Source organism: Chitinimonas violaceus (assembly GCF_052601015.1).
In genome coordinates this window covers 1-10,857 of sequence record NZ_JBQXDJ010000096.1, presented here as the reverse complement: position 1 = coordinate 10,857, position 10,857 = coordinate 1, and the positions used below count along the sequence as shown (strand labels likewise).

Genomic DNA, 10,857 nt, shown 5'->3' with positions numbered 1-10,857 from the left:
AAAATCCACGGGTGAGACTAGCCCGTAGAGATATAGTTATGCACAGTCGCCGGTCAAACGGCGGCAACCATCACTGGGTCAATATTCAATCGGCAGGGTGGGTCAATATTCAATCAGCGCAAACAGGCAGCCTGCTATTGGCCGATGGCGGTATGGGTAAGACCACAGTCTGCCGGGCCATTCTGGCGCAGATGCCCCACACGACCAAAGTCGAACAGCGGCTGGAGAAGACGCTCATTCCGGCGTTTTATGCGGAGGTGCCTTCACCCGCAACGGTCAAAAGCGTCGCAGCCAGTTTGCTGGCCAAACTGAACGACCCCAGTCCGCAGGCCGGGAATGCAGGGCAGATGACCCAGCGGCTCTGCAAGCTGCTAGCCGAGTGTGAAACGAAGTTGGTGCTCTTAGACGAATTTCACCATCTGTTCGATATCCGTAAAACCAGTACGCGGGTCAACAGCAACGTTTGCAACTGGATCAAGTCCTTGGTCAACGAGACCAAGGTCACGTTTTGCCTAGTTGGACTGCCCCAGTTCGCACCGATCCTTGCCATCGACAGCCAGCTTGCGCGACGTTTTCCGCTGGAGTTTGCGCTACTACCCTTGCGGGTCGGGACTACGGCAGAACCTGGGTCGTTGCTGCCATTCCTCGCCCAGATTAAGCAGACGCTTCTGCACAAGCTGCAATTCCAGGCCGTGCCGCATCTGGATCGGTACGACATTGCCCTGCAAATTTATGCTGCAACTGCCGGTTCTCCGGCGTTTGTCATGGCGCTGGTTAAGGAGGCCGCGCGTTTTGCGCTCAATGTCCAATCCAGTCAACTCACTTTGGACGACTTTGCCTTTGCCTGGGATGCCGGCATCACGGCGAAGGCCAGCTTGAGCAGGGACAACCCATTCAGAAGTTCGCCAGCTGCGCTTGCAGCTGTACTGCGGGAGGGCAGATGAAAACCTACCCCGTCCCCGTTCGACCAATTCCCCATGACGATGAATCTCCAGCCAGTCTGCTGATCCGTACCGCTGAGGCCAATGGCCATGCTTCGGTATTTCAGTTGCTCTCCCAGATCCGTGCTGTATCCAGTCAGGAGTCCCTGATCGCACACTGGGCTGATCCCAAACGTTATCGCCAGTTGGTGCGGGCTCTGGGGCTCGGCGAGCATGCAGCCAATCTAACGTGGCTACGTGCTGGGCCCACCGCGCGTAGCCCAAGGTTGTTCAGAGCGCTGCCCGTGGCAGAGTCACTGTTCACGCTCGACGGCACGCGATTCTGCCCGCTGTGTCTGGGCGAGTCGCCGTACTGGCGGCGGCAATGGTCGATTTCGCTTTTCGCCGGCTGCATTACTCATCGTTGCTTGCTATTGGACCGATGCACGGCTTGCGGCAAAACCTTGAGCCCCGGCCGTGGCTGCTTGCGACGCTGCAATCACTGCCACGCGCCGCTGACTACGATGAAGGCTCCTCGAATCAAGCCGTTCCCCTTGTTCGTGCTGGAATCGCTGTTTGAGCAGAACAACGCTACTGCGGTGGGCTGCTTGCTGAGCTTTTGGGAAGCGTTGAGCCAGTTCGACGGCCGGGGTGATGCACCACACGTGGCGTTTGACCGGCTAGCGATGATTACTGCCTGGTACAGCGATAGCCCTGCAGTTGCTAATCAGCTCGCTGACCAGTTAGCCCAAGACAAGACAACGCATCCCCGCATCCGAATGCTGCCTTTTTTGACTGCTGAGCCGGCCATCGCCGAGTTGGCTGAGCTGGTATTGAATAGGGTGCCATGCTCGGAGTGGCAATACACTTCTGGTAGGCCCATCGCAGGGGCACTGAGCAAACGGGAGGTGTGCGCCGTGCTGCGCGTCTCGGCGGCGGAATTGGCGACCTTGATCCGAACTGGCGCGCTGCCATGGCCAGCAGAGGGAGGGCGACAGCCCAAAATCCCGCTCGGCCAGATCGAAGCGTATTTGGATCGCCAGCGCGTACCCGATGCTCAGCGGGATGTCCGAAGCGATCAAAGTGAGCCAGTAGCCGAGGTCGGTTGGCTCGATGTGATTATGCTGGGAGCACGATGGCAGGTTCATCCCGAAGTGATCCGCTCACTTATTGCGGCGAAATGGCTCCCTGGCCGGAATCGCACCGTCAACCGCTGTCGCAAGATGATGGTTTCGCTTGATGACGCGAACACCTTCGAGCAGCAGTTTGCGCCGGTTGGCACATTGGCGCGGGAATGGGGTGTGAACGCCACTAACCTCGCGGAAAAGCTCAAAAGCCTGGGTATCAAAGCCATCGGTGGTCCCGGCATTGATCGTGTTCTGACTTCCCTATTCAAGAGAGCAGACGTGGCTGGCGTAAATGCCGAGATGCTGAGTGGCATTGCGCAATATCCCACCCGCACCGGCCGCAAGCGGAAAGCAGATCACCAGCGCAAAGCCCAACCTGAAGGGATCGCGACAGCCGAGGTTGCAGAGCTATTAGGGATCAGTACCCAACAGGTCGCGGTGCTGCTGCGCCGGGGCGTATTAAAGCGCACGGCACAGATCTATCGCCCAACCCGTGTTGATCGGGATTCCTACCGGAAACTCGCTTGCACCCTGCAGCGTGATGATCTGTTGTCGATAGATGCTGCAGCCGAGCTACTCGGCGTGGGCGTGCCTCGGTTCCGTTCCAACTGGGTGATAACCGAAATCATCAAAGTGATCGATCTGGGCATTTGGCGCTTCGTGACTCGCGACGATGTCGAGACGGTGAGGCAGTTCCGTGGTCGGTATTTCACAGCGACGGAGGCCGGAAGGGCACTGGGCATGCACCGCACGCACATGCTCAACCTGGAGAAGCAGGGGCTAGTACAGCCGTTGCGATTTGGTAAATACAAGCAGCTTCGTCTCTATGAGCGCGATGCGATACGAGAGCTGGTGCGACAACAGCGAGCGGCTCCAGATAGCTGGACAGAGGAGGCCGCTCGTGGCGAAACGATACTGCCCGTACAAAGGCGGCATGATTGGCTGCCATTACCCGGCGAAGAAGCGGCGAAAGGTGGGCCGCCACGTTTGACGTGGGAATCATTCTGGGAGGGAAAGCTGGAGGGTTGGGACGAAGCCGAGGCCGTAATGCGAGATACTGAAGTTAAACGTGCCACCAAGCCAACTGGGTCATGAATTGATGCGGCGGTGTATTCAGCGCATACAGCCAATCGGCCAATTCGACCACATCCAGACGGCGGTCGAGGTTCTCCACCTTGGCGACATAGGACTGCGGCTTGTCGAGCAGATCGGCAAGCTGGGTCTGGGTTGTGCCGCGCGCTTCCCGCAGCACAATGAGCTGCTCGATAAACTGCCGGTAGCGCGGATCGTGGATGGACTTCATCCACGCATGGGACCATTCAGTCTAAAATATCCCAAAATAGGATATTTAACAGAATGACCCCTGGAGGATGAGGTATGGCTTTCCATCGCATTGGCGATTCGGTTTACTCCGACGAGGAGCTGCGCGCGCACAACGAATCCACCATGAACGTGCTAGTGCCGGCAGTGGTAACGGCGATCGGCATCTATTTTTTGCATGGTTGGCTCAGTCCGATGGCGTACTTCACGGTACATGCCACGACCGCCAAGGTGATCTATCTGGTGTCCGGGCTGATCCTGTTTTGCCTGGGCTATACCTTCCGCAAGCTGATCGTGGCTTTGGTTGCATTGCTGGTGGTGGTGGGGATTTTCTTTTTGATGGGCGCAATCATCTGGCAATGGTTGAGCGCATGACCGATTGCTCAGAGATGAGAGAAGGGTGGTATGGCGACCGTATTGAAGCCAATCCGGGCTGTGGTGTTTGATGTCTTTGGCACCCTGGCGGAAATCCGGGATCGCCGCGCACCGTTCAAGCGGCTGCTACGCTATGCCGAGGAACTGGGACGTAAACCGCAATCGGCCGATGTCGCGCTGGTGATGGCGCAACGAGGCAGTCTTTCGACGGTGGCGGCTCGGCGTTTCTCTGCCGGAAGATTTGCATCAGCAACTAGAGGCTGATCTTCAGGCTGAGCTATCGAGCATTCGGCTGTTCGATGATGTCAACGGCACCTTGGCGATGCTGCGTGATCGTGGGCTTAAGCTCGTGTTGTGCAGAACCTTACGCTGCTCCGGTCTTGACTCAGCTCAGCCTACCAATCGACTGCTACGCCTGGAGCCATGATGTAGAGGCGATCAAGCCTGACCCGAGAATCTATGCCTATGTGCTGCAGCAGCTGGGTTGTGCAGCTGAAGAAATGCTTTTTGTGGGTGATTCGGTGAAGGCAGATTTGGCGGGCCCTACGCGGATAGGCATGCAAGCTCCGGCTCATTGCGCGAGGGAAGCCTTTAGCGCTTCAAGTAATGATGGGCGAACTCAACGTACATTACTGAGCGCGAGACGGCGCCTTATACCCCGGCGCGAGCTCCGCCGTCTCGACGCCATAAAGGACTAGCGGGTCACGCAGCCACAACCGAAAAGCCCTATCAGCCAGTTCATGGTTTTCGGAGCAGTCAACATGCCAGTGCCGAAGGATGTACCCAGCCATGGCTGCCCGCACTTTCAGACGCAGCACGCCGTCTTGCATGCCGTAGTCCTTCTCCGCAATTTCCGGGTATTCCCTTCCCGGATGGGGGACAAGCTCCAGTTCAACAATCCGGTTCCATTGAATGTCCTGCAAACTGCGCTCATGGCCCTCAACTTTGTCATCAGTCAGCTCGGTAGCTTGGTCGATTCGGCTAATGACGAAATCCAAGAATCGCTGGCGATGCCGGTCATAGGCTCGTACGTGCCATCGAAGTCCGTCTGTCACCATCGCAAACGGCACGATTGTTCGCTCAGTTGTACCGCTGGATGTGGACGTATAGGTGATCCGTACTGGTTTTTTTCGATGGATTGCTCGGGTGACAGGGGCGAGCACATCAAGCCGTGGACGATTCAGTGAGGCTGGTACTTCACACGAGATTAGCGGGCCTGTCGCAGGACCAAGCCCATCCCCGAAGCCTTGAGACAGTGCTGTGAGTACCCGTTCTACAGAGTGCTCAAAGGCAGGAACAAAACTGTCAGTGATCACATAAGTCTTGGTTGCCCCGTCGAGGCGGAGGTTGGCAGGCAATAGCTCTTTGTAGAGCGCAAAGTCACGCGTAGCGCCGGCCGGAGCAAGGCCGAAGCGTGTCATGACATCAGCACGAGCCACATCCCCAAGGAAGTACAGCCGGAATTCAATGAAGGCAAGGCGTTCTCGCTGAGTTTGGCTGAGTCCCTGCAGAGTTGGCAGGGGCAAAAGATTCACATGCTGTTCCATGGCCCGAATTCTGGTCGCAGTCGCTGCCAAAGTCAAATAATGATCTGTTGACATAATCAAAACGATGATGTTTAATGATCTTAATTGGTTGGTTGTGATTTGGAGATGTTGCCTGACCCGCTAGAGATGTCAGACAGTGGTTTGGCAGTCGATGAAGACGAGTTGTTACTAAAGAGAAGGGTGATATGGGACTTGGAAACGATGTAAGCAATCTGCCAAAGGGTATTCATAGGCGATGGGATTTGCCGGAGCCGGCACTCGGAGCGCTTTGGGATTCCATCCTTATGGACGAGTGCCACAAGACTCAATTGCTCTCACAAGCAGTCATGAATTTCACGGTGCGGCCCAAGGTAAGCCGCGACGTGATTCCTTTGCACGGGGTCATTCTGTTGGTGGGTCCACCGGGCACCGGGAAAACTTCTCTAGCTCGGGGGCTGGCGCATCGTGTCTCCCAGCTATTCCATAACTCCCGAATGCAGCTTCTTGAAGTGGAACCTCACTCACTAACCAGCTCTGCCATGGGAAAGACACAGCGTGCGGTTTCAGATCTGTTTTCTCAGTCCATCGCCGAATCTGCGGCGAACGGCCCCACCATCGTCTTGCTTGATGAGGTAGAGACCCTCGCGGTGGATAGGTCCAAGCTTAGTTTGGATGCCAACCCCATCGATATCCATCGTGCCACGGACGCGGTGCTGGTTCAGCTGGACTTGCTGGCGGAGCAATATCCCAACCTACTTTTCGTTGCAACCAGCAATTTTCCTGAAGCAGTGGATAGTGCTTTCACTTCTCGCTGCGACCTCATCATGGAAATTCCCCTGCCAGATCAGGCTGCATGCGAGCAGATCTTACGGGCATGTCTCGGTGGTCTCGCGAAAACATACCCAGACGTTGCTGGACTGATCAAATCCCCTAGATTCGGGGATTGTGCCAATGCATGTGTTGGCTTGGATGGTCGTGCGATTCGCAAGATGGTAGCCAATGCATTGGCGGTAGATCCTCAGACTGCTATCAACCCCAATACGCTCTCCATCGATAACTTGCTATCGGCAGCACGATACGCCAAAGAGCAACGTATCCAACGCATCTAAAGAGGGAAATTATGACCGTAGCGAGCCGTACTTTTCGCAGTTCTCCTCATCGCGATGCCGCGCAGACTTGGGATGCAATCGTCGATCTCCTTACTACTGAGAACAAGACGGCGCGTGCTGAGTTGAGAGCGGTCAGTGGTGTTGTCTGCAGCCTTATTTCGGAGAGGTCACCACAATTCGCACCTATTGTTGTGACCTGCGATGGTCCCCGAACCCGGATTTGCTGCATTTATGACGACAGTGCCGTGGATGGGAGTGATGCTCGTGAAGATGCCCTCGGGTTCGATCCGTTAAATGGCAATTGGCAAGTCTCTCTTCCGTGCCCCAAAGACGAGCTTGATTGGGTGGAGACCGCGCTTGCAAAGCACAGTAATCGCATCACAGCCCGCGATATGGAGCATGCCTCGGTTAGTGACAATCATAAATCGCAGGCAATGTCCTTGATCTTGGATATTGAGGAGTTTCTGAAGTCATGACTACAGTTGCTACCTACTCTTATACGCATTCTGTCACTTACGTCGCGGACAATATCCTCAAGAGCCTCAAGGACATCATTCGACTCAGTGGATTGGACCCAGACCATTTTGCCAGCCATTGGACGAGTAACCTGCTTGCTGTAAAGACGTGGCTTGAAAGTGGCCACCTAGAGCGAGCTATTCTCGAAGTATATGACCCCAAGAGTGACAGTTTGATCATCCGTTGGGATGTTGATGTGGTTTATACCTGGGCAGCTGGTGACGGAAGCTTTTGGACTGATACGGATCAGCTCAAGTATGCAATTCGCAAGGCAGGCGTCACTCCTAGTCAAGCGAAGTATTCCTTTCTCCTTCAGAACAAACCAGGTCGGCCGGATGTCCAGGGCTGGGGACCGGCTTCCTATCGGAGTACGGATGGCATGGTCAAGCAAAGCCTGGGTGCTACGGTTGAGCACAGTGGTCTGGGGGCAAATGCCGGTTATTGGAGGAGAGCATAATGCTGACAATTGATGAAGCTTTCCGCAAATTCAAATCCCGTTTAGAGCTTAATGAGCGCGAGCAGAAAAACGCAAGTGAGCGTCACACTGAGGTCCGGGAATTTATTCGCACCAAGTTTGCTATTGATCGCGATTTCCTGACGGGTTCTTACAAGCGCCATACGAAGACAAAGCCACTGAAGGATATCGATATCTTTTTCGTGATGAAGGATGGGGAGAAAAACTACCGCTCTAAGTCAGCGGCGATTGTTCTAGATGATTATGAGGCGGCGCTAAAGGAAAAGTATGGTGCTAAGGCTATTACCCGGCAGACTCGTTCTATCAACATTGACTTTGGCATCGTCATAGACTCGGAGGACAATACTGATTACCGCGTTCTGAGTGTCGATGTGGTGCCGGCGTTTGCCGCTGGAGAAAACTACGAGATCCCAGATGGTGATACGGCAAAGTGGATCAAGACCAACCCAGAAATTCACGCACGTAAAGCCACTGAAGCCCACCAAGCCTACTCAAATGAGTGGAAAGGGTTGGTCAGAATGCTGAAGTACTGGAACAACAACCCCAAGCATGGGGAAAAGCCCATCAAGCCATCATTTCTTATAGAGGTTATGGCGTTGCAGTGTCTGCATGGCGGATGGGGTGGGCAATTTGATCGTGAGATTCAAAGTTTCTTCGCTACTCTAGCTGACCGCATAGGTGATACTTGGCCAGATCCGGCGGGCCTTGGCCCGCCCATTAGCAACGCCATGGATGTAGCACGCATCTCGCGAGCAAAAGTCCTTCTGCTCCAGGCTACACAACAGGCTAACGAAGCCATCCATCATGTGCGGTCGGGTCGCAATGGTGAAGCACTTCGCCTTTGGCGAGAGTTGTTCGGCCCAAAATTTCCATTATCTTGAATGCTGATAGGAAGCAGATATGGCAAAAAAAGCGGGTCCTGTGGATGATACGGCATGGATGAAGGAGGCGTTCGTCGATGTGCAAGCTGAACTGGCTATCAAGATCAAGCGTGCGTCGCAATCCATCGAACATGCTGGCACTCAGGGTAGTGTGAATGAAGATCACTGGATTGACATCTTTCGAGCTTATCTTCCTAACCGTTATGAAGTCGCAACAGGGTTCGTGATAGACAGTGAGGGAAATCGTAGTGAGCAGATTGATCTTGTGATCTTTGACCGGCATTTCACTCCTACGTTGCTTGATCAGCAAAAGCATCGATACATACCTGCCGAAGCTGTGTATGCGGTATTTGAATCCAAGCCGCACTTTGACAAAGACTATTTAGAGTACGCGGGGGGCAAAGCTGCTTCGGTGCGCAAACTTCACCGTACTTCGGTGGCTATCGCGCACGCAGGCGGCACGTTCAAGCCTAAGGACCCGTTCCCAATCATCGCGGGTATCGTTGCGCCAAAGTCAAGTTGGGCTGATGGACTCGGGGCATCATTCAACAAACATCTCCCGTCTTCGCTACCTGAGCTACTTGATTGTGGCTGCGCATTGAATGATGGGGCATTCGATAACTTTGACGGCGCATTGAAGCTTGTTCCAAAGGAAGGAGCTTTGATTTACTTCTTGTTTCGACTCCTCTCTAAGCTTCAGTCGCTAGGTTCTGCCCCTGCAATAGATTGGTCTGCGTATGCAGCCATTATTAATAAGCCAGGTATCACATAATTCTCGACTTCGTCGTCCTAGACGCCCTTCGAACCCATCACCCAGCGTGGCGCTTGTTGCGATCAGATCATGCGCTGCTGGTGGTGAGTTTTTGCAGTGAGGGTTCGTGGTGCCCAACTTACGGGTGATGGCTGCGGCTGATCTGGGCGATTGACGAGGTTTGTGCCGAAGAGCTCCGATCCCTTGCCTCCTTAGTGTTTGATCCGACCAAAGGTAAGGAGTGGACGCTGGTGCAGATGGCAAGACAGCGTGGGCTCATAAAATTACGGGCAGCTAGTCGCCCACGACTGGAGGCCGCAATCCGAGCGATAACTGCTTGAGCAGAAAGTGGCGGCACATAGTGTAGAAGACGGTGACGTGAGTGAAAAATTATGCGCCGTATTCTGCTACTAATGAAAAATTGTGTGTCGCCATCGAGCAGATGTGGATGTCGTTCTTGTAGCTAAGGGACTGACTTTTATCATGTGCGAATGAAAAATTATCTGTCGCCCGATGTAAGAGATGGCGTCCAATAGGACGCCATTTTATTATTCATTGATATATGAATTGTTGAGGAATTAATGGCGGAAAATATTGTTGAGGAAGGAAGAAGCCTACATGAACGACAGCTAATTAATTATGAAATCTGTTTCAATACTTGGGTGAACATCAAAATAGAGCTTGATAAGACCATTTTGGGTCTTTCTGTGGCTGGATTGGGTTTTGTTTTGTCTATTCTAGTGTCAGAGAAATCGCCGCCTTGTGTTGCAGCAACTTTAATTGCTATTTCTGGAGTGGCGTTTTTGATATGTATTGGGGTGGTTATTTTCGCTCTCAAAAAAAGCGCAGACTATGTTGCTGAAAATGTTCAGAGTATTAGAGAATATCTGGATGGTACTAAGGTAGTGGAGAATAATGGTTCAAATTTAGATTCTGAGATTAGGGCTTTGCATATTATCTTGAATTGTGTTTTCTTGGTTGCAGTGGTGTTGGCGGCATTAGGTTGTATGGCTATTTATGTTAGTAAATATTTTAATGTTTAAAGAGGTTGATTGTCTATGCTTGATGGTAAAGAACTACTGAAAAATTTAATGCAGAAACAGAAATCTGTAAAATCAGAAAAATTTTCAGATGGGCAGATATTTTGTGACCAACAAAATTTAATCTTAATAAAGGGGAACTTGAAAAGCACTACATCACAAGCTTCTCAAGAAATAGATTCTGGAGAGGTTAACAGTTTTGACAGATCGAAATCTGGTCTAAATAAACTAGAGCTAGATGGATTAGAGGACCTTGTGAGAGGTAATCGCACGGGTAAGCCAAGATGAAGTATGTGCTAGCTGCTCCTTCAGAACACCCGACGTTCCCGATTTCTGCCATGCCGTCCGGTCAGTGCGCTTGCCTAGGGTAGTGACCATTAGCAGCGATAGCAGGCTGTGGGTCAGTTCCGATGTGTCCATCAGAAGGCTGACGAAGCCAAGTACCCAGATGCCTGCCGATATCTGTTGCAGGGGGTGCCGCTGTGCTTGTCGGGCGGGTTCATCTTTGCTTGGCGAGGGTAGGGTAGGTGGAATGGACCGTACACCAACTCGCTATACAGGCAGTAGTCAGGCTGTGGCTCGCTGACGTCGAAATGACAACTTGACCGCAATACCGCACTCGACAGAGTGGGAAGTTTGATCTTGGCCGGTCTCTTGGCTACTATCGGGCTTGCGATCTTTGTTCGAAGAATGACCTGTCCTGACAACCGTAGACACACCCACTTCAAATGCAGACCAATTGCCTGCTGAATTTTTCTGCAAACACCGCCGGTGCCAAATTACCTAGCCGAGAGTGGCGTCGTTGGCGGTTGTAAAA

At 53.0% G+C, this 10,857-nt stretch carries 14 protein-coding genes; 12 read left to right on the top strand and 2 right to left on the bottom strand.

Annotation, left to right across the window (positions count from 1 at the left end):
- The coding region (locus tag ACUHMQ_RS19055; protein WP_445297042.1) for a TniB family NTP-binding protein at positions 1–944 on the top strand (944 nt) is incomplete at its 5' end.
- A complete protein-coding gene (locus ACUHMQ_RS19050; protein WP_445297041.1) occupies positions 941–3,142 on the top strand; it encodes a TniQ family protein in 2,202 nt (733 codons plus the stop codon). The genes ACUHMQ_RS19055 and ACUHMQ_RS19050, both read left to right, overlap by 4 nt.
- Here the strand turns inward: ACUHMQ_RS19050 and ACUHMQ_RS19045 are convergent.
- On the bottom strand, positions 3,111–3,350 hold the full coding sequence (locus ACUHMQ_RS19045; protein WP_445297040.1) for a helix-turn-helix domain-containing protein: 240 nt from the start codon (positions 3,348–3,350) through the stop codon (positions 3,111–3,113). The two genes, ACUHMQ_RS19050 and ACUHMQ_RS19045, sit on opposite strands and share 32 nt — an antisense overlap.
- A gap of 74 nt (positions 3,351–3,424) precedes the next feature.
- Between ACUHMQ_RS19045 and ACUHMQ_RS19040 the strand changes: the two genes are divergently transcribed.
- The 3 genes from ACUHMQ_RS19040 to ACUHMQ_RS19030 are packed head-to-tail and all read left to right on the top strand — an operon-like array spanning position 3,425 to position 4,440.
- On the top strand, positions 3,425–3,742 hold the full coding sequence (locus ACUHMQ_RS19040) for a hypothetical protein (protein ID WP_445297039.1): 318 nt from the start codon (positions 3,425–3,427) through the stop codon (positions 3,740–3,742).
- 30 nt (positions 3,743–3,772) lie between these two features.
- Positions 3,773–4,006: a hypothetical protein gene (locus ACUHMQ_RS19035; protein ID WP_445297038.1), complete on the top strand. Its 234-nt coding sequence runs from the start codon at positions 3,773–3,775 to the stop codon at positions 4,004–4,006.
- A 35-nt stretch (positions 4,007–4,041) separates the two neighbouring features.
- Positions 4,042–4,440 carry an HAD family hydrolase gene (locus ACUHMQ_RS19030; RefSeq protein WP_445297037.1) on the top strand — a complete coding sequence of 133 codons (399 nt, stop codon included), beginning with the start codon at positions 4,042–4,044 and terminating at the stop codon, positions 4,438–4,440.
- On the opposite strand, the gene ACUHMQ_RS19025 is transcribed toward ACUHMQ_RS19030, so the two are convergent.
- Positions 4,372–5,289 carry a WYL domain-containing protein gene (locus tag ACUHMQ_RS19025; protein ID WP_445297036.1) on the bottom strand — a complete coding sequence of 306 codons (918 nt, stop codon included), beginning with the start codon at positions 5,287–5,289 and terminating at the stop codon, positions 4,372–4,374. The genes ACUHMQ_RS19030 and ACUHMQ_RS19025 overlap by 69 nt on opposite strands.
- A gap of 185 nt (positions 5,290–5,474) precedes the next feature.
- Here ACUHMQ_RS19025 and ACUHMQ_RS19020 point away from each other — a divergent pair, with 185 nt between their 5' ends.
- From ACUHMQ_RS19020 to ACUHMQ_RS18990, 7 genes are all read left to right on the top strand, one after another.
- Positions 5,475–6,377 (top strand): AAA family ATPase, encoded by a 903-nt coding sequence (locus ACUHMQ_RS19020; protein WP_445297035.1) that lies wholly within the window; start codon positions 5,475–5,477, stop codon positions 6,375–6,377.
- A gap of 11 nt (positions 6,378–6,388) precedes the next feature.
- Positions 6,389–6,853: a CBASS system Cap8 protein gene (locus ACUHMQ_RS19015; RefSeq protein WP_445297034.1), complete on the top strand. Its 465-nt coding sequence runs from the start codon at positions 6,389–6,391 to the stop codon at positions 6,851–6,853.
- A complete protein-coding gene (locus tag ACUHMQ_RS19010) occupies positions 6,850–7,350 on the top strand; it encodes a hypothetical protein (protein ID WP_445297033.1) in 501 nt (166 codons plus the stop codon). The genes ACUHMQ_RS19015 and ACUHMQ_RS19010 overlap by 4 nt, the downstream gene beginning before the upstream one ends.
- Entirely contained in the window at positions 7,350–8,249 is a 900-nt protein-coding gene (locus ACUHMQ_RS19005) for a CBASS oligonucleotide cyclase (RefSeq protein WP_445297032.1), read from the top strand. The genes ACUHMQ_RS19010 and ACUHMQ_RS19005 overlap by 1 nt, the downstream gene beginning before the upstream one ends.
- Before the next feature lie 19 nt (positions 8,250–8,268).
- Positions 8,269–9,021 carry a DUF6602 domain-containing protein gene (locus ACUHMQ_RS19000; RefSeq protein ID WP_445297031.1) on the top strand — a complete coding sequence of 251 codons (753 nt, stop codon included), beginning with the start codon at positions 8,269–8,271 and terminating at the stop codon, positions 9,019–9,021.
- Between the two features lie 560 nt (positions 9,022–9,581).
- On the top strand, positions 9,582–10,043 hold the full coding sequence (locus ACUHMQ_RS18995) for a hypothetical protein (RefSeq protein WP_445297030.1): 462 nt from the start codon (positions 9,582–9,584) through the stop codon (positions 10,041–10,043).
- 15 nt (positions 10,044–10,058) lie between these two features.
- On the top strand, positions 10,059–10,328 hold the full coding sequence (locus ACUHMQ_RS18990) for a hypothetical protein (protein WP_445297029.1): 270 nt from the start codon (positions 10,059–10,061) through the stop codon (positions 10,326–10,328).
- The last annotated feature ends 529 nt before the right edge of the window (positions 10,329–10,857 follow it).

Excerpts from the sequence above, each read along its gene's own strand:
- ACUHMQ_RS19050 (WP_445297041.1), top strand. The coding sequence starts at position 941 with ATGAAAACCTACCCCGTCCCCGTTCGACCAATTCCCCATGACGATGAA.
- ACUHMQ_RS19045 (WP_445297040.1), bottom strand. The coding sequence starts at position 3,350 with ATGAAGTCCATCCACGATCCGCGCTACCGGCAGTTTATCGAGCAGCTC.
- ACUHMQ_RS19040 (WP_445297039.1), top strand. The coding sequence starts at position 3,425 with ATGGCTTTCCATCGCATTGGCGATTCGGTTTACTCCGACGAGGAGCTG.
- ACUHMQ_RS19035 (WP_445297038.1), top strand. The coding sequence starts at position 3,773 with ATGGCGACCGTATTGAAGCCAATCCGGGCTGTGGTGTTTGATGTCTTT.
- ACUHMQ_RS19030 (WP_445297037.1), top strand. The coding sequence starts at position 4,042 with ATGATGTCAACGGCACCTTGGCGATGCTGCGTGATCGTGGGCTTAAGC.
- ACUHMQ_RS19025 (WP_445297036.1), bottom strand. The coding sequence starts at position 5,289 with ATGGAACAGCATGTGAATCTTTTGCCCCTGCCAACTCTGCAGGGACTC.
- ACUHMQ_RS19020 (WP_445297035.1), top strand. The coding sequence starts at position 5,475 with ATGGGACTTGGAAACGATGTAAGCAATCTGCCAAAGGGTATTCATAGG.
- ACUHMQ_RS19015 (WP_445297034.1), top strand. The coding sequence starts at position 6,389 with ATGACCGTAGCGAGCCGTACTTTTCGCAGTTCTCCTCATCGCGATGCC.
- ACUHMQ_RS19010 (WP_445297033.1), top strand. The coding sequence starts at position 6,850 with ATGACTACAGTTGCTACCTACTCTTATACGCATTCTGTCACTTACGTC.
- ACUHMQ_RS19005 (WP_445297032.1), top strand. The coding sequence starts at position 7,350 with ATGCTGACAATTGATGAAGCTTTCCGCAAATTCAAATCCCGTTTAGAG.
- ACUHMQ_RS19000 (WP_445297031.1), top strand. The coding sequence starts at position 8,269 with ATGGCAAAAAAAGCGGGTCCTGTGGATGATACGGCATGGATGAAGGAG.
- ACUHMQ_RS18995 (WP_445297030.1), top strand. The coding sequence starts at position 9,582 with ATGGCGGAAAATATTGTTGAGGAAGGAAGAAGCCTACATGAACGACAG.
- ACUHMQ_RS18990 (WP_445297029.1), top strand. The coding sequence starts at position 10,059 with ATGCTTGATGGTAAAGAACTACTGAAAAATTTAATGCAGAAACAGAAA.